This window comes from Dokdonia sp. R86516, assembly GCF_044596715.1.
In the GTDB taxonomy this organism is placed as follows: Bacteria; Bacteroidota; Bacteroidia; order Flavobacteriales; family Flavobacteriaceae; genus Dokdonia.
In genome coordinates, this window is the sequence record NZ_CP138998.1 from 1,510,051 (window position 1) to 1,525,637 (window position 15,587).

Annotated in this window: 14 protein-coding genes; 9 read left to right on the top strand and 5 right to left on the bottom strand. The window is 37.1% G+C overall.

Annotated elements, in window-relative coordinates; all coding sequences use genetic code 11:
* Positions 1-128 precede the first annotated feature (128 nt).
* From SJY23_RS06870 to SJY23_RS06885, 4 genes are all read left to right on the top strand, one after another.
* Positions 129-2,672, top strand: coding sequence for a DUF5686 family protein (locus tag SJY23_RS06870; protein WP_396597958.1), 2,544 nt, complete (start codon positions 129-131; stop codon positions 2,670-2,672).
* Between the two features lie 250 nt (positions 2,673-2,922).
* Positions 2,923-3,450 (top strand): inorganic diphosphatase, encoded by a 528-nt coding sequence (locus tag SJY23_RS06875; protein ID WP_035334660.1) that lies wholly within the window; start codon positions 2,923-2,925, stop codon positions 3,448-3,450.
* Positions 3,451-3,626: 176 nt separating this feature from the next.
* Entirely contained in the window at positions 3,627-4,157 is a 531-nt protein-coding gene (locus tag SJY23_RS06880; protein ID WP_035334659.1) for a peroxiredoxin-like family protein, read from the top strand.
* Between the two features lie 151 nt (positions 4,158-4,308).
* A complete protein-coding gene (locus tag SJY23_RS06885; RefSeq protein ID WP_396597959.1) occupies positions 4,309-5,316 on the top strand; it encodes an App1 family protein in 1,008 nt (335 codons plus the stop codon).
* Between the two features lie 71 nt (positions 5,317-5,387).
* Here the strand turns inward: SJY23_RS06885 and SJY23_RS06890 are convergent, their stop codons facing one another.
* The 3 genes from SJY23_RS06890 to SJY23_RS06900 form a co-directional block, all read right to left on the bottom strand.
* Positions 5,388-5,906 (bottom strand): hypothetical protein, encoded by a 519-nt coding sequence (locus SJY23_RS06890; protein WP_035334657.1) that lies wholly within the window; start codon positions 5,904-5,906, stop codon positions 5,388-5,390.
* A gap of 132 nt (positions 5,907-6,038) precedes the next feature.
* On the bottom strand, positions 6,039-6,653 hold the full coding sequence (locus SJY23_RS06895; RefSeq protein WP_021778044.1) for a deoxynucleoside kinase: 615 nt from the start codon (positions 6,651-6,653) through the stop codon (positions 6,039-6,041).
* Between the two features lie 2 nt (positions 6,654-6,655).
* Positions 6,656-7,444: a hypothetical protein gene (locus SJY23_RS06900; protein WP_396597960.1), complete on the bottom strand. Its 789-nt coding sequence runs from the start codon at positions 7,442-7,444 to the stop codon at positions 6,656-6,658.
* A gap of 50 nt (positions 7,445-7,494) precedes the next feature.
* Here SJY23_RS06900 and SJY23_RS06905 point away from each other — a divergent pair, with 50 nt between their 5' ends.
* Positions 7,495-7,887 carry a group III truncated hemoglobin gene (locus SJY23_RS06905; protein ID WP_396597961.1) on the top strand — a complete coding sequence of 131 codons (393 nt, stop codon included), beginning with the start codon at positions 7,495-7,497 and terminating at the stop codon, positions 7,885-7,887.
* A gap of 57 nt (positions 7,888-7,944) precedes the next feature.
* Here SJY23_RS06905 and SJY23_RS06910 read toward each other — a convergent pair whose 3' ends face one another.
* The gene (locus SJY23_RS06910) at positions 7,945-8,622 is read right to left on the bottom strand and encodes a response regulator transcription factor (protein WP_396597962.1); all 678 of its coding nucleotides are present in this window, start codon (positions 8,620-8,622) and stop codon (positions 7,945-7,947) included.
* Positions 8,615-10,219 carry a sensor histidine kinase gene (locus tag SJY23_RS06915; protein ID WP_396597963.1) on the bottom strand — a complete coding sequence of 535 codons (1,605 nt, stop codon included), beginning with the start codon at positions 10,217-10,219 and terminating at the stop codon, positions 8,615-8,617. Before SJY23_RS06915 ends, SJY23_RS06910 begins: the two co-directional genes overlap by 8 nt.
* Before the next feature lie 134 nt (positions 10,220-10,353).
* Between SJY23_RS06915 and SJY23_RS06920 the strand changes: the two genes are divergently transcribed.
* From SJY23_RS06920 to SJY23_RS06935, 4 genes are all read left to right on the top strand, one after another.
* On the top strand, positions 10,354-10,827 hold the full coding sequence (locus tag SJY23_RS06920; RefSeq protein ID WP_396597964.1) for a hypothetical protein: 474 nt from the start codon (positions 10,354-10,356) through the stop codon (positions 10,825-10,827).
* Between the two features lie 10 nt (positions 10,828-10,837).
* Entirely contained in the window at positions 10,838-11,665 is an 828-nt protein-coding gene (locus SJY23_RS06925) for a GLPGLI family protein (RefSeq protein ID WP_396597965.1), read from the top strand.
* Positions 11,666-11,730: 65 nt separating this feature from the next.
* Positions 11,731-12,606: a GLPGLI family protein gene (locus SJY23_RS06930; protein WP_396597966.1), complete on the top strand. Its 876-nt coding sequence runs from the start codon at positions 11,731-11,733 to the stop codon at positions 12,604-12,606.
* A gap of 145 nt (positions 12,607-12,751) precedes the next feature.
* Positions 12,752-15,517 carry a carboxypeptidase regulatory-like domain-containing protein gene (locus tag SJY23_RS06935; RefSeq protein ID WP_396597967.1) on the top strand — a complete coding sequence of 922 codons (2,766 nt, stop codon included), beginning with the start codon at positions 12,752-12,754 and terminating at the stop codon, positions 15,515-15,517.
* Positions 15,518-15,587 lie beyond the last annotated feature (70 nt).

A 15,587-nucleotide genomic window follows, 5' to 3' on the forward strand; every position in this document is an offset into this window, starting at 1 on the left:
GAAGGGATTTTTTAATTTATTTCACCTTTGAGTAAGGTTGTGATAAATGTACTGTCAAAGATTTGATGGTACATAGTTTTAAATAATGGTGTCCCCAATTAATAGGCTATCAACATAGATTGTTTAACATGAAGTATAATTTTTTTCTCATCATCGCTAGCATATTTTGCGTAGCAAATTTGTTTAGTCAAACTAAAGTGAGTGGTGAGATTTTTGACGCAGATGGTAACGGCTTACCTTTTGTAAATGTCATATTTGTAGGGTCTAATGAGGGTACTATAACTAATGAAGATGGGCGTTTTTATCTTGAGTCTGAACAAACATGGGATCAAGTGCGTTTTTCATTTATAGGTTTTTCAAACAAGGTGATAGACTTAAGTGAGAAGGTAAATTATGAGATGAAAGTAGTCTTAGAGGAAGAGGCAGGATCGCTTGATGAAGTAGTCATATTTACTGGAAAAACAGATAAGAAGAATAACCCAGCGGTAGATATTCTTCGTAAAATATGGGCAAATAAACGCCAGAACGGATTAAAACAGTACAAGCAATATGCTTATGATAAGTATGAAAAGCTAGAGTTTGATCTTAATACGATTGATAGTGCGCTTATTAATAGCCGCATCTTTAGAGGGATGGAGTTCATCTTTGAGCAGACAGACACAAGCCGTATTACTGGAAAAACCTACCTGCCTATTTTTGTAAACGAGGCATTTTCAAAAGTGTATGGGGATAATGAGATTAATAAGGAAAAGGAGATTCTAGAAGGTAATAAAAACAGTGGTTTTAGTGAGAATCAAACTATCATAGGTTTTGTAAAAAGTCTATATAGTGACTATGACATCTATGATAACTACCTACAGTTTTTTGACAAGAGTTTTACAAGTCCAATTTCTCGTACAGGTATCCAAACCTATAACTATGTACTTGCAGATAGCGCTTATATCAACAATAAGTGGTGTTATAACATTATCTACTACCCGAGACGTAAAAACGAACTTACCTTTAAAGGAGATTTCTGGGTTAATGACTCTACATGGGCCATTAAGGAAATCAATATGCAGCTTTCTAAAAGTGCAAATGTAAACTGGGTAAAAGAGATTTACATGGAGCAAGAATTTGATATCGTAAATGATAGCACCTTCTTACTTTCAAGAGATTACTTTTTATCTGATTTCGCTTTGCGCGAAAAAGAGGAGTCCAGAGGTATGTATGGTAAACGAACGACACTATACGATAATCACAACTTTGATAATAAGCTAGAAAAGGACTTTTATGACAGGCAGGTTTATAACTACGATAAAGACGTTTTTAATCGTAGTGATGCCTTCTGGCAAGAAAATAGAAAAGAGGCGCTTAGTAAAGATGAGCTAGGGGTTTATAAGATGCTTGATACCTTAAAAACGGTAAAGAAATTTAAAAATCTTTATAATCTAGGCTCCATTCTTGCATCTGGATACTATGAAATCCCAAGCCTTAACTTTGACTACGGGCCTATATTCTCAACCTTTGGGTTTAATGAGGTAGAGGGATTACGTGTGCGCACGGGAGGAAGAACTTATTTCTCACAGAATGACCCGTGGAGATTAGAGGGATTTCTAGCCTACGGATTTAAGGATAAAAAAGGAAAATTTGGAATCTCAGGAAAATGGCTGCTAGATAAAAAGAGTAGATTTATTGTCTCTGGTGGATATAGACAAGACGTTGAGCAAATAGGAGCGAGCCTTACAACCTCTAGAGACGTGCTAGGTAGAAATCTAGCATCATCCTCACTAGTAAATACAGCGACCAACGATAAACTTACCTCGATCAAGCTAGCAAATATTGCAGCCGAAGTAGAAGTAGTGCGTAACCTGCAAGTAAGGGCAGACTTCTCTCTGAGAACTTTAGAGTCGGCTTCAGAAACTTTTAGCCTAGACTATTTTACAGATGATACGCAAACTACGACCACAGGAGAGTTAAAACAAGCAGAAGTGGTTCTTACCACCATCTGGGAGCCAGGAAAGAAAACTTCAGGTTTTGGAGTAGAGCGTAGAGTGACTAATGAGTGGTTTCCTAGTTTTTATGCGAGTTATACACGTGGACTAGAAGGGACACTTGATAGCGACTTTGCATATGATAAAGTGCAATTTTCTGCTAGGAAGGCAATACGTATAGGAGGTCTCGGTACATTAACAGCCTCTACAGAAATAGGTAAAACATTTGATGAGGTACCGCTAGCACTATTAAGTCCTGTGCCTGGTAACCAGTCGCTGTTTTCAATCTTCAATACCTTTAGCCAGCTTAACTTTTATGAGTTTACAACAGATGAGTATGCCTCACTACAGCTAGAACACAACTTTGGAGGCCGCATTTTTAATCGTATTCCATTACTCAAAAATTTGAATTTACGTGAGATAGTAAGCGTGCGTGGTGTGATAGGTAATATCTCTCAAGGTAACATTGACTTAAACCGCCCAGCGTTTGAGAGTTTACTATTTGAAGAAGGACAGCCTATTACAGCAATAACCCCGAGCATGGTAGCCCCATCTGTAGAGCCTTATTATGAGTATAGTGTAGGAGTGGGTAACATTTTTAAGGTGTTCCGTATTGACCTTAACTTTAGAGGAAATTATAATTCTGTTCCAGATGCAAGGAAGATAGGAGTGACAGGAAGTTTTGGGTTTTATTTTTAAGGAAGACTTATTGTAGGATAGCTTATTAGCTTTTTTGGGAGGGTGTTTTTTTAATCACCTAACCTAATCTTAATGCACCAATATTTGGCTAAATCGCTATTTCAGCGTATTTTTGCACGCCTTAATAAATATATTTTAAACTAAATAGTTGTTATGCAGTTGTTTAATAAAGTGTACACTAAGGATATTGTGAATTAATTGAGACATCTCTTATGTATCAAAATACATGAGATTTGAAATATAATATATTATGACAGCAGATAAAGTAACAACATTTGACGTATTAGTAGAGATTCCTAAGGGAAGCCGTAATAAGTATGAGTACGATTTTAAACTAAAGAGAATGCGTTACGATCGTATGATTTTCTCTTCTATGATGTACCCAGCAGATTATGGTTTTATTCCAGAAACTCTCGCGCTAGATGGTGATCCTCTTGATGTACTCGTATTAGTAACAGAGCCTACTTTTCCTGGTTGTGTAATTGAGGTAAAGCCTATTGGAGTATTCCATATGGCAGACGAGAAAGGTCCAGATGAAAAAGTAATCTGTGTGCCAGTAAGTGATCCTGCAGCAAGTAAACTTGCAGATTTATCTGATTGTAACCCGCACTTAATAAAAGAAATCGAGCACTTCTTCCAAGTATATAAGGATCTTGAAGAAAAGAAAGTAGACGTAGGTGGATGGGGAGATGTTAACGAAGCTAAGGCTATCATTCAGAAATGTATCGAGCGTTACGAAGAGTCTGATGTTCCTGCAGAAGAGGTGTCTATTAAATAATAGTACATATTCTAAAATAGATTAAATTACAAGAGAGCAGCCATCAGGCTGCTTTTTTTATGACCTCTAGTCAAAGAAGGTGGAAGTGCTTGTCATAGAATTTCTTAACAAACCTTTATTGTCACATTAATATACTTTAACCTTCATCTCAGGTACTTTTATAAAAAAATAAGATTATGATACTACCTAAGACTAAAGTACCTTCACTAGAAGTACCTTTAATAAATGATACTAACTGGAAATTAAGTGAGCAAAATGTAGAAAACTTTACGCTCGTGGTTTTTTATAGGGGATTACATTGTCCTGTCTGTAAAGCGCAACTAGAGGACCTAGCGTCACAACTAGATAAATTTACAGAGCGAGGAATTAATGTGATTGCGATAAGCGCAGACACAGAAAAGCGTGCTAAAATAGCAGGAGAAGACTGGGATATCCCATCACTTCCTATTGGTTATAATCTGTCTTTAGAAAAGGCTAGAGAGTACGGACTTTATATTTCTGAAGCTATTTCAGATAAGGAGCCAGACTTCTTTACAGAGCCTGGACTATTTTTAATTAAACCAGATGGTACACTTTTCTTTTCTTCAGTGCAATCGATGCCATTTGCGAGACCACAATTTGATGATCTTTTAGGAGGGATTGATTTTATTATGAAAAAAGATTACCCAGCTAGAGGAGAGGTAAAAGGAATCCCTCAAAATGCGTAAGAAATAGAGACATATCTCTACTAAAAAAAAGTGCATTACTATAGTTGTGCACTTTTTTTATGAAGCTATTATTTTTACGCTTTCAGTTTACTGAAGTTTATACTGAGCTTGCCGAAGTGCGAAAGCGTAATACTAACCAATACATCGTACAATGTTCTTTTCTAAAAAACAAGATCCTATACAAATAGACGGGTACCAGTCTTATGGAACTAAAAATCACTTATACCTCATAGGGCGCGCTTTAGAGCACGAAGGAGTAGATCTAAAGAAAAAGGGTGTGCTTGCTGCTTTTAAAAATGCCTATAAACAGTTTGCTACAGATGAGCTGCGTCACACAAAACTCAAAGTGACTTTGCCAGATGGAGCTGTCTTTTATACCACCACAGATGCCGAAGGATATTTTAAAATAGATGAGCAGGTTCACGGATTAGATAAGATGACTAATAGCGAGGGATGGCTCCAGCTTACAGTGAGCTTTGATGATGTAAAAAAGGATGTGGTGCTTATGGGAGAAAATAAGTTTGCTATAGAGATGCTTATTCCTTCAGAAAATGCTTCTTATGGAGTCATAAGTGATATAGATGATACGATATTACACACGGGAGTAGCGTCGCTTCTTAAGTGGAGGGTGATAGTAAATACACTTTTTAAAGATGTAGGGAGGCGCACATCGCTAGAGGGAGCTCCTTCCTTATATCAAAAGCTACATAGAGGAACTTCTGGAGTAGATGCAAACCCAATGTTTTATGTGAGTAACAGCCCTTGGAATTTATATAACTACCTAGAATCTTTTGTGAGGAATCAAAATTTCCCGAAAGGGCCTATATTATTAAGAGATTTTAGAGGGCCTTTTGAGAAAACTCCAAAACCAGAAAAGCCGCACAAGCAGCACGAGATTAGAAATATATTAAACACCTATCCAGACTTAAAGTTTGTGCTTATAGGTGATAGTGGAGAGCACGATGTAGATATTTATCTAGAAGTAGCAAAGGAGTATCCAGAGCAAATACTAGCGGTATATCTGCGTAGTGTAAAACATAAGAAAAAGGTAATGCGTGTAAAAAGTGTACTTGCACAGTATGAGACCACGCCGGCAGTACTAGTAGAAAAGAGTTCCTTTGCAGAGGAGCACGCGAGATCTATAGGTCTTATAGCATAAGCATAAAGCATAAAAAAAACGGCTACTTAATTAAAGTAGCCGTTTTTATATGTTATCAAGTTGCTTTGTGACTACTGTCTTTCAAAACGAAATTCTTGATTTGTTGTAGATGTTCTATCTGTACTTACGTCTACATCCATAAATTCTATTCTCAACTGGCTGTTGTTAAATAAAGTCACATCACCTGTGTTACCACCGTCAAAAGTAATTGTTTGATCTGTATCGTTTACAGTATAACTACCTGTATCAGAATCGACAATAATTTCAGTTTCTTCTACTGGGTCGTTGTTTTCTAATTGAGTAGTTGTTGTTAAACGGTATTGGAAGCTAGTAGTGTAAGTTCCGTTTGCGTTAAAAACAATGTTTGATGATCCAAAGGTGTCACCTACCTCAGTGATAGTTGTCGTAGCCGTCCCTCCTGTTACTTGCTGTTCTATTACCTCCTCACTTTCAAAAAATGTGAAGTTATATGTTCCTTCAAGAAGTGCTGGAGTAAGCGTAGGTCCCGCTGGTGTACCGTCATCATCATTACCACAAGAAATAGCCATTACAGAAATAGCAAGGACTAAAATAAATTTAAGATTTTTCATAATATTTGTTAGTTTTTCAAGGCGCAAAACTAGAGTATTTTATTCAATTAGAAAAGCTTTTTACAGATGTAAAAAGCTTCATTTGTGTTTGTAAATAACTGAAATTAAGTGGGTAATAATAAATTCTAGTTTCTAGAAAAGCCCATTTAACTCAGCATCTATTCTATTGATGATATCTCCTAGATCTTCTGGATTATCTACAAAGTCAAGATTATCTACATCTATGATAAGAAGTTTTCCTTTGTCATAACCGTGTATCCACGCCTCGTAGCGTTCATTAAGGCGGCTTAGGTAATCTATAGATATAGAGTTTTCATAATCTCTGCCACGCTTGTGTATTTGCGATACAAGGTTTGGGATAGAGCTACGCAGGTAAATCATAAGGTCTGGTGCATCTACCACACTCTCCATAAGGTCAAAAAGCGACTTGTAGTTGTTGTAATCTCTATTAGTAAGCAAGCCCATCGCGTGTAGGTTAGGCGCAAATATGAATGCGTCTTCATAGATAGTACGGTCTTGTATAATAGATTTATTGCTATCGCGTATCTCTAGTAATTGTCTAAAACGGCTATTTAAAAAGTAAATCTGCAGGTTAAAAGACCAGCGCTCCATCTCATTATAAAAATCATCTAGGTAAGGGTTATCTACCACGTCTTCAAACTGTGGAGTCCACTTAAAATGTTTTGCGAGAAGTTTAGTCAGTGTCGTTTTACCGGCACCAATATTACCGGCGATGGCGATGTGCATAGTTAAGGTTGTTTAGCTAGTTTGAGACGGAAAGCAGTGAGCTTTTTATCACTGTAAATATAGAGACTTTCCCCTTTTAAAGAAAGCTGTTTTATAGATAAATCTAATGTTTCTATAACTCCTACAGCAGCAGTATCATTAGGTTTGTAATAGAGCTTCTTATCTGCATAAAGTATAAAAGCACCTTTGTCTTGTGACATAAGCTGGCTTTCAGGACTTTCTATCTTCTCTATAAAACTTCCATAATTATTGTAGTAAAAAACACCATCTTTTGTACTCACCCAGGCAAAGTTAAAGTTGCTCATAAGCGCTGTGGCATTATGTGCCATAGGGGGAAACTGAGTAAGAACCTTTTGAGTATTCCAGTCAAAAATTTCTAACTGTTGTAAATCTGTATTAAAAATCCAGAACCACCGATCACTTGCCGTACGCACGTGGCTTACATTTCTAAAGTTTTCTATCGTAGAGAAGTTCACACGTGTGATCTCGTTAAGTGTGTTGTCAAGAATGACAGCTGTGTTTGAACTTTCATAAAACAAGGTAATTCTAAGCGGGTTGAGCACATCTACCGAAGTTAACGCACCCAGTTGCAATGCCGAAAATTGATACTCATTTTGCACATCAGTCTTATATAAGATATCACCTTTAATGTGGTATAATGCATTAAAAGCATCTACAGCTATAAAGGTGTCTGTGTCTAGTGTGACCTCATTGATCTTCTCTAGGGAGTAGCTCTGGCTTGTAACTGTGATAGAAGCAAGAAATAATAGTATGTAAATCAGTTTATGCATTAGTAAGCAAAGTACAAAAATCTAGCCGTTATAGTTAATACCTTTGTAATGTGAGAAAAGAGATAAAAAATAGAGAAGACGTATATAAGCTGGTGACCACTTTTTATGGTCGCATACGTAGTGATGTTTATCTGGGACCTATTTTCAATAAACACATTACAGACTGGCCACATCACTTTGAGCATCTCACAGATTTTTGGGAAGGTAACCTGTTTCAAAAGCGCATTTTTACAGGAAGACCTTTACAGGCTCACAAACGTGTAGATAGAGATGAAGATTATGCTATAAATGAGCAACACTTTGGTGTGTGGCTCAATCACTGGGTGCAAACGGTAGATGAATTATATGAAGGAGACCTTGCAGAGATGGCAAAGTTTAGAGCTCGTAAGATTGGAACTTTCTTTCTAATTAATATGTTTCAGGCTAAGCCTAAAATGGAGTAGTTTCCCGCTTTCGCGAAAGCGTAACACAGCAACTAATACTTTGCGTTAAATATAAATCTAGCACAGCAATTTATAACCATAGCCACGCACGTTTACAATCTCAACCTGAGGGTCGTCTTTGAGTTTTTTGCGAAGTTTTGTGATAAATACATCCATACTACGTGCGTTGAAAAAATCATCATTGCCCCATAGCTTTTTTAAGATCAGGCTACGGTCCAGCACTTGATTCTTATTTTTTACCAGATTAAAAAGAAGATGAGCTTCTCTATGTGTGAGACGGGTGACGTCATTATTGTAATGTAATTCTTGCCTCGGGAAGTCGAAGCTGTAGTCACCCACCTTAAGTACCTCTGACTTTTTTTGTTGTGCAGAGCGATTCAATAAGTTTTTAATACGCACGATGAGTTCTTCCATACTAAAGGGTTTCTTTAGGTAGTCATTACCACCTATGCTAAACCCCTCTACAACATCTGCTGGTTGAGACTTTGCTGTGAGAAATATAATGGGAATTTCATCATTTATAGCTCTTACTTCTTTGGCTAGAGTAAAACCATCCATCTTAGGCATCATTACATCAAGTACGAGTATGTCTGGAGTGTCTTGTTTAAATTTTTTAAAAGCAATCTCACCATCTGGACATAGTGTGACTATAAAGTCTCTAGTCTCAAGGCTCTCTTTTACAATCTGGCCTAGCGCAGGCTCATCTTCGGCGAGTAGTAGATTTATTTTAGACATAAGGCAGTGTGATTTTAAAAGTGGTGGGTTGGGTTTGTATCGCGATATTACCACTGTGTTTTTCTATAATGGTCTTTGTATAGTAGAGACCTATACCAAAACCTTTTACGTCGTGCTTATTTCCCTTTGGCACTCTGTAGAACTTATCAAAAATGTGTTGAGCTTGTTGTTTTGTAAGCTTGTTACCACCATCTGCGATGGTGATTTGTATGTTTTCTTTTGTGCTGTTAAGGGCTATTTTTATGGTGTCTCCGCCATATTTTATGGCGTTATCTATAATATTATCTAGCGCGTTTTCTAGGTGAAAAACATCTATAGAGGCACTTATATTTCTGTCTTGAGTGGTAAAAGTTAATGTTTTACCATTTGTGGTTTCTTGATGTGATTGTGTGATGTGCTCAAGTAGCTCAGCGAGGTTAGTCTCTTGTTTATTAAGTTCTAAAGCTTCGCTGTCTAAAGTGGCGGTCTCAAGTAGCTTCTCAACCATCGTGTTGAGTTTTGATACTTGCTGTGATGACATCTCAAGATATTTTTTTGTTTTCTCTTTACTGTCTGCCTCATTAAAGTGTTGTATACTCTCTATAGCTACACCTATGGTGGCTATGGGGGTTTTAAACTCGTGGGTGATGTTGCTTATAAAGTCATTTTTAATCTCGGCAAGCTGCTTTTGCTCCTGTATGATTTTGAGGAGATAGAGTAAACTAGCTATTACAGCACCTACAAGTAGTAGGGAGAGGAGCATCCCCAGTAAATTACGTTGTAAAACGATACTGGCTACATTTTTAAAACCTACGGCTAGACTACTCTTCTTAGGGAGCAAATTTGAGGTAGAGACGATAGCAAGATCGTGATTATTGAGTGTATGTATGGTGTCACTTTCTGCTGTGTTGTAAGCAATAGTATATTGTGTGTTGTTTAGATTTTTTCGCGTAAGCTCTAGGTTAATAAGGCTATCTAGGGTAGGCACGTTTATCTTATCATCTTTAAATGATAAAACAATACTTGTTGTAAGATCTGTAAGTGCTTCAAGTCTATCTGGTAATGCTGTTTGTGAAGAGTCTGTTACCTGTTCTGAGCTAAGTAAGTTGTTTTTTATTCTTTTTGAAAGTACTTCTACTGCTTTTTCACTTTCGCCAAAAACTTTAAAAGTAGTATGAGCGCTCGATGTAGGTGAGTTGCGCTTAAACTCTTGAGCATATGTGGTGTCTACCTTAACAACACGGCTTGCAAAAATGCTGTCTAGTTCTGTTGGGCTTGCACCTTTAACTATAATGTTATCATCATTATTAGTCTCTTCTATTTTAATACTATTTATAGTAAGACCACTGTCTACACGCTTACCTAGATTCTGCATTTTATCTGACTTAAAAAATAAATCAAGATTTTGATTGTCTCCCAGAAATCCTATAGTGTTAGAAGCCGTGATGCCTTCATAATAAGCGCTTACAGCATTGTCAATGCTAGTTTGCATATCACGTTTGAGCTGTGCTCTTCCTACCTCATAATTTTTATAATTCCAGTAAATCTGCACTGCGAGTGTGCATATTATGACGGCGCTTATAAAGTACAATATGGTTTTATAATGTCTTTCTTGCATAGTTCAAATGTAGTGGGTTAACTAGCTGTTACCAAATCGCTTAACACTCGTTAACGGTTGTTAACTCAAATAGCCATAGATGTTCTCCATATTTGTACTGTTCAATACAACAAACATTTTAAAATCAATCTATTATGAAAACAATCATCACAATTATTCTAACATTACTAACGAGTATTTCCTTTGCTCAAGAAAAAGAATTGAAGCTCGAAGTGTCTCAAGAATTTAAAGAAGAACTAAAAGAGGCGCTCACAGTTCTTTCTGAAAAGCTTGAAGATGTAGAACGCAATGAGTTCTTTTCAAAGTCAGATATTGTAAAATTACAGACTAAGATGGAAGAGGTAAGTCAGAAAATAAGTTACACTCTCGAAAAAGAAGATGTTACTCTAGATAGTCTGAATGCTAAGGTCACAAAAAAAATAAAATTTACCATAAATCTAGATGAGGATGATCAGGCCTCACTCGCCGGGCTCACTAAGAAGGACTTAAGTGACATTGAGAGAAAACTTTCAGAAGCGGCACGCATATTTGAAAAAAGCCCATCCTTTTTAGAACTAAAATCTAGGCTTGAAAAGCTAGAGCAACAAAATAAAAAGAACAACAAATAACATAAATACTATGAAATCTATAACCAAAACTTTACTAGTGCTTGTGATGGTTTGCGCTTTCGCGAAAGCGTACTCACAACAAGTATCTGGAGTGGCAACTTACCAAACGCAGCGTCATATAGAAATGAAGATGGACAGTACCTCTGGTATTACTAGTGATATACAGAAGACCTTACAAGAACAGCTACGCAAGCAGTTTCAAAAAGAATACACACTCACCTTTGATGGAAAAAAGTCTTTGTGGAAAGAAAATGCAAGCTTAGATAAGCCACAAGCGCCTTCAAGTAACGGGATACAAATTCAAGTATCTACTAGTAATGATGAGCTGTTTAATAATATAGAAGAGCAGAGCTTTACAAATAAGACCAATCTAATGGGAAAAGACTTCCTTATAGAAGACAGCTTAAAAAAGCCTGAGTGGAAACTTGAGAAAGAGATTAAAAATATAGGGCAATACACCTGTTTTAAAGCGACACTTACAGAAGAGAAGGAGACTATTAATATGGTTAATGGAGAAGAAACTGCCCCAACAAAAGAAACAAAAGTCACAACAGCCTGGTACACGCTAGACATACCTGTGCAGCAAGGGCCAGATCGTTTCTGGGGATTACCAGGACTTATACTCGAGGTAAATGACGGTAAGATGGCTATGATGTGTACAAAGGTAGTGCTCAATCCAAGCGAAAAACTTAACATAATACCACCTACAAAAGGTAAAAAAGTAAGTGCAGAGGAGTATGAAGAAATTTCTACAGCAAAAGCAAAAGAGATGATGGAGCGTTACCAGACCAAAGGTAAAAAGGGAGGTAATCACATCAGTATTGAGATACAGGGATAAATAATTTTTAACCCGTATTAAACTATTAGCTAGCTTTATAGTCTAAAGTTTTAAACACAGATGATATGAGTAAAGCTACCTTTTCTTTTTTAATGATTTGCACATTCCTTTTTTCGGCAGTGGTTACTGCGCAGGAGATTACTGGGGTGGCTACTTACCAGAGCAAACGCACGGTAGATATGTCTAATTTTGGACGTCGTGGTCAGCAAATGAGCGAAGCTCAGAAAAAGCAAATGATGGAGCGTATGAAGCGCTTCTTAGAAAAAGAATATACACTAAGCTTTACAAAAGATGAGTCTTTTTATAAGGAAGAGGCAAAGTTAGAAACTCCAGGACAAGGTGGAGGAGGCCGTGGTTTTGGCGGTGGTTTTACACAAGGAGGTATTTATTCTAATCGTGCAAGTAATGACTATGCACGTGAGAATGATATGATGGGTAAAACTTTTCTTGTAAAAGACACCTTAAATAACCTTAACTGGGAGCTGGTTAAAGAAAGTAAGATGATAGGGCAGTATCCCGTTTTTAAGGCAGTAGCAACGCGCAGCCTTGAGACCAACCTGTGGTCTAGAATGGGGAGAAGAGCAAGAGAGTTGCAAGAAAAAAATGACTCTATTAAAAAGGCTGGAGGAACCGTTGCCGAAGAGGAACCAAAGACTGAAGAAATCGTAGCTTGGTACACACCTATGATTCCTGCAAGTCACGGCCCAGACGAGTTTGGCGGGTTACCAGGTTTAATACTAGAGTTAAGCACAAGTAATACCACTATTTTATGCACAAAGGTGGTGTTAAACCCAAAAGAGCCTGTAACTATTGAGGCTCCTGTAAAAGGTAAGGAAGTAAGCCGCGAGGAGTACACAAAAATCCTTGAAGAAAAAGGAAAAGAAATGGCAGAGCGTTTCGGCAGAGGAGGAAGACGTGGTCAAGGCGGCGGCAGATTTTAGAAAGACTATCATCGCTTTCAGTTTGCTGTAGTCTATACAAAGCCTGCCGAAGTACGAAAGCGTAGGACTAACTTTCATAATTATTTTATACACAACGACACTTAATTGCTGGACGTTGCGATGTAAAAAAACAACCAATCCAAAGATGAAAAATACCCAACTTCTTTTGGCAGTGCTGCTTGCATTGCCCAGTATTATTTTTGCCCAAAGTATGACACTTAAAGGTGTGGTTAAAGACAGCATAGGAAACCCACTTGAGTTAGCAAATATTATTGCTACAAACAAAGTTGAAGGTACCTTAGAGTCTTACGGTATTACAGATCAATCTGGTAGATATAAGCTGGATCTTGCTACGGGTGTTACTTATGATCTTAAAGTTAGTTACTTGGGATTACAGTCTATACTAGAAGAGTTTACACCTGCCCAAGATGCAGATGAGGTAGTTAAAGATTTTGTACTTAAAGAGGACCCAAATCAGCTTGATAATGTAGAGCTTGTCTATGAGATGCCGGTTACTATAAAAGGCGATACCATTGTTTATAACACAGACAGTTTTACAAATGGTACAGAACGCAAGCTAGGCGATGTACTTAAAAAATTACCGGGTGTTGAGGTAAATGATGATGGTGAGATTGAGGTAGAAGGACAGGTCGTAAGCAAGGTGATGATAGAGGGGAAGGAGTTTTTTGACGGAGACTCTAAGCTAGCAACAAAAAATATCCCTGCAGATGCACTTAAAAAAGTAGAAGTACTTAAAAACTATAATGAAGTAGACCAGATGCGAGGCTTGGGTAATGACCAAGATAATGTCGCGATAAACTTAAGACTTAAAGAAGGAAAGACTAATTTTTGGTTTGGTGATGTGACTGCCGGTCTAGGTGATGGTGAGAAAACGCGCTATTTGGGTAAGGCAAAACTGTTTTATTACAGCCCTAAGGGAAGTATTAATGTTATATCTAACTTTAATAATACGGGAGATGTTCCTTTTACTTTTCGTGATTATTTCAACTTTACAGGTGGTTTTAGAGGGTTTAATAGACGAGGTGGTACTGGATTTAATGTAAGCGATAGCGGTTTAGGCTTTTTGACTACTCAAAATAATAGAGCAAATGAGATTGAGTCTAATTTTGTAGCAGCAAATTTCACCTATGCAGCCTCACCTAAGTGGGACCTTAGTGGCTTTGCGCTACTAAGCGATAATAAAACCAACTTTGTAAATAACTCTCTCAACACATTTATCAATCAGGGCTTTACTCAAGGGTTTAATGAAGTGACAGACCAGCGCAACCAGCTTGGTATGGCAAAATTAAGCTCAAAGTTTAAACCTAATGCTAGCCTGCAGGTAGATTATGATGTACTGCTTAAAAAGTCAAAACAAACAGAATTTTCTGATGGCGCAAGTATTATTACGCAAGATGGAGAGACCACTACAGACGTTGTAGACCAGAATAAGGAGAATGAACCATTTTCTATAAATCAAAATGCAAACGTTTATTATACGCTAGATGAGAATAACATATTCTCTGGTACCTTCCAGCATTTATATCAGGATGAAAATCCATTTTATAGTGCGTTATTATCTCAAGAGCCTTTTACGTCTCCTAACCCAGATGATCCAGATAATCCTTTTGAGGCCATAGATTTTACAGCAGGAGCAGACGGGCTTTTTGATATTAATCAAAATAAAAGCGTCATCTCAAACAAGCTTGACGCAAAGATAGATTACTACTATGTTCTTAATAATAAAAGTAATCTCAACTTTACACTAGGAACCACTTTGAGCCGTCAAGACTTTAATTCTAATTTATTTGAAATTTTAGAAAACGGTAGCAGTCAAGATCTCAACGAGACAGAAGATGGTACACCTATAGGTAATGATGTGCGCTTTAATTTCAGTGATGTGTTTTTAGGTCTTCATTATAAAATAAAGACTGGCATATTTACAATCACACCAGGGCTTACACTACATAATTATACTACTAAGAGTACACAACTAGGGAGCACAACAGAAGATAGTGAGTGGATGGTGCTACCAGACTTATATACTGTAGTTGAGTTTTCTCAAGGTAAAAGCTTGCGTTTTAATTACCAGATGACTGCCCAGTATACAGACGTAAATAACTTTGCCGAAGGCTTGTTGTTTAATAACTACAACAGCCTCTTTAGAGGTAATCGAGATATAGAAAATGCCATCTATCACGACGTGAGTTTAAATTACTTTAGCTTCAGTATGTTCAACTTTACGAGTCTTTTTGGGGGTGTTAATTATAGCCGTCGTGTAGATCCTATTAAGACGGCCGGTGACTTTATAGGGATAAACAGAATATCAAGACCTGTAAATAATACAAATTTTGCAGACCAGACGTTAAGTGCAAATGCGCGCCTCTCAAAACGTTTTAAAAAATGGAAGTTTAACGCAAGCGCAAGAGGTAGCTACAGTGATCTCAACAACATTGTAAATACAGAAGATCGTAATACAAAGAACTTAACCCAAAACTATACAACGAGTGCAGAGACTAATTTTAAAGAAGGTCCCAATTTTGAAATAGGTTATAACTTTACGAGCACAAACTCAGATAACGGGGTGACAGATAGAACCTTCTTTACAAATAGACCATTTGCAAATGCAGAGTGGAGTTTTGGTAAAGGATTTACAATTGCTGCAGACTGGAGCTTGTACAACTATGACGATAATGACGATAGTACTGAGATAGAAAACAGATATTCTTTCTTAGAAGCAAATCTGTACTATAAAAAACCAGAAAGTAAGTGGGAGTTTAGAATACAAGCCACAAACTTACTCGATGTAGATGTGATAAGTACAAATAGTGTAAATGATTTTACCATCTCAAATACAGAGTATTTTGTGCAGCCTCGTATTGTAATGTTCACAGTACAGTATAGTTTGTAGCATAACTACAAGAAACACTTTTTAAAAGCGACTTCATTCTTTATGAGGTCGCTTTTACTTTTTTTAATTA

Excerpts from the sequence above, each read along its gene's own strand:
- SJY23_RS06870 (WP_396597958.1), top strand. The coding sequence starts at position 129 with ATGAAGTATAATTTTTTTCTCATCATCGCTAGCATATTTTGCGTAGCA.
- SJY23_RS06875 (WP_035334660.1), top strand. The coding sequence starts at position 2,923 with ATGACAGCAGATAAAGTAACAACATTTGACGTATTAGTAGAGATTCCT.
- SJY23_RS06880 (WP_035334659.1), top strand. The coding sequence starts at position 3,627 with ATGATACTACCTAAGACTAAAGTACCTTCACTAGAAGTACCTTTAATA.
- SJY23_RS06885 (WP_396597959.1), top strand. The coding sequence starts at position 4,309 with ATGTTCTTTTCTAAAAAACAAGATCCTATACAAATAGACGGGTACCAG.
- SJY23_RS06890 (WP_035334657.1), bottom strand. The coding sequence starts at position 5,906 with ATGAAAAATCTTAAATTTATTTTAGTCCTTGCTATTTCTGTAATGGCT.
- SJY23_RS06895 (WP_021778044.1), bottom strand. The coding sequence starts at position 6,653 with ATGCACATCGCCATCGCCGGTAATATTGGTGCCGGTAAAACGACACTG.
- SJY23_RS06900 (WP_396597960.1), bottom strand. The coding sequence starts at position 7,444 with ATGCATAAACTGATTTACATACTATTATTTCTTGCTTCTATCACAGTT.
- SJY23_RS06910 (WP_396597962.1), bottom strand. The coding sequence starts at position 8,622 with ATGTCTAAAATAAATCTACTACTCGCCGAAGATGAGCCTGCGCTAGGC.
- SJY23_RS06915 (WP_396597963.1), bottom strand. The coding sequence starts at position 10,219 with ATGCAAGAAAGACATTATAAAACCATATTGTACTTTATAAGCGCCGTC.
- SJY23_RS06920 (WP_396597964.1), top strand. The coding sequence starts at position 10,354 with ATGAAAACAATCATCACAATTATTCTAACATTACTAACGAGTATTTCC.
- SJY23_RS06925 (WP_396597965.1), top strand. The coding sequence starts at position 10,838 with ATGAAATCTATAACCAAAACTTTACTAGTGCTTGTGATGGTTTGCGCT.
- SJY23_RS06930 (WP_396597966.1), top strand. The coding sequence starts at position 11,731 with ATGAGTAAAGCTACCTTTTCTTTTTTAATGATTTGCACATTCCTTTTT.
- SJY23_RS06935 (WP_396597967.1), top strand. The coding sequence starts at position 12,752 with ATGAAAAATACCCAACTTCTTTTGGCAGTGCTGCTTGCATTGCCCAGT.